This window comes from Streptomyces sp. SID5910 (assembly GCF_009862125.1).
Lineage (GTDB): Bacteria > Actinomycetota > Actinomycetes > Streptomycetales > Streptomycetaceae > Streptomyces.
On sequence record NZ_WWHX01000052.1, the window covers coordinates 1 to 275 of the forward strand.

The window sequence follows — 275 nt, forward strand, 5'->3', positions numbered from 1 at the left end:
GACACCACCCACGGCACCACGCTCGGCGAAGTCCCCACAGCCGGCGTCTCCTCGACAGCCGGAGCCTGCTCCAGGATGACGTGCGCGTTCGTGCCGCTGATACCGAAGGACGACACACCCGCCCGGCGCGGCTCAGCAGCCTCCGGCCACTCGACCGACTCCGTCAGCAGCTCAACGGCCCCGGCCGACCACTCCACCTGCGGCGAAGGCTCATCAACATGCAACGTCCGCGGCAGCACCCCGTGCCGCATCGCCAGCACCATCTTCATCACACC

At 69.1% G+C, this 275-nt stretch carries 1 protein-coding gene; it reads right to left on the minus strand.

The features are described 5' to 3' along the window. Positions 1-275: ketoacyl-synthetase C-terminal extension domain-containing protein (locus GTW67_RS01620; RefSeq protein WP_161163005.1), on the minus strand; the 275-nt coding region annotated here is incomplete at both ends.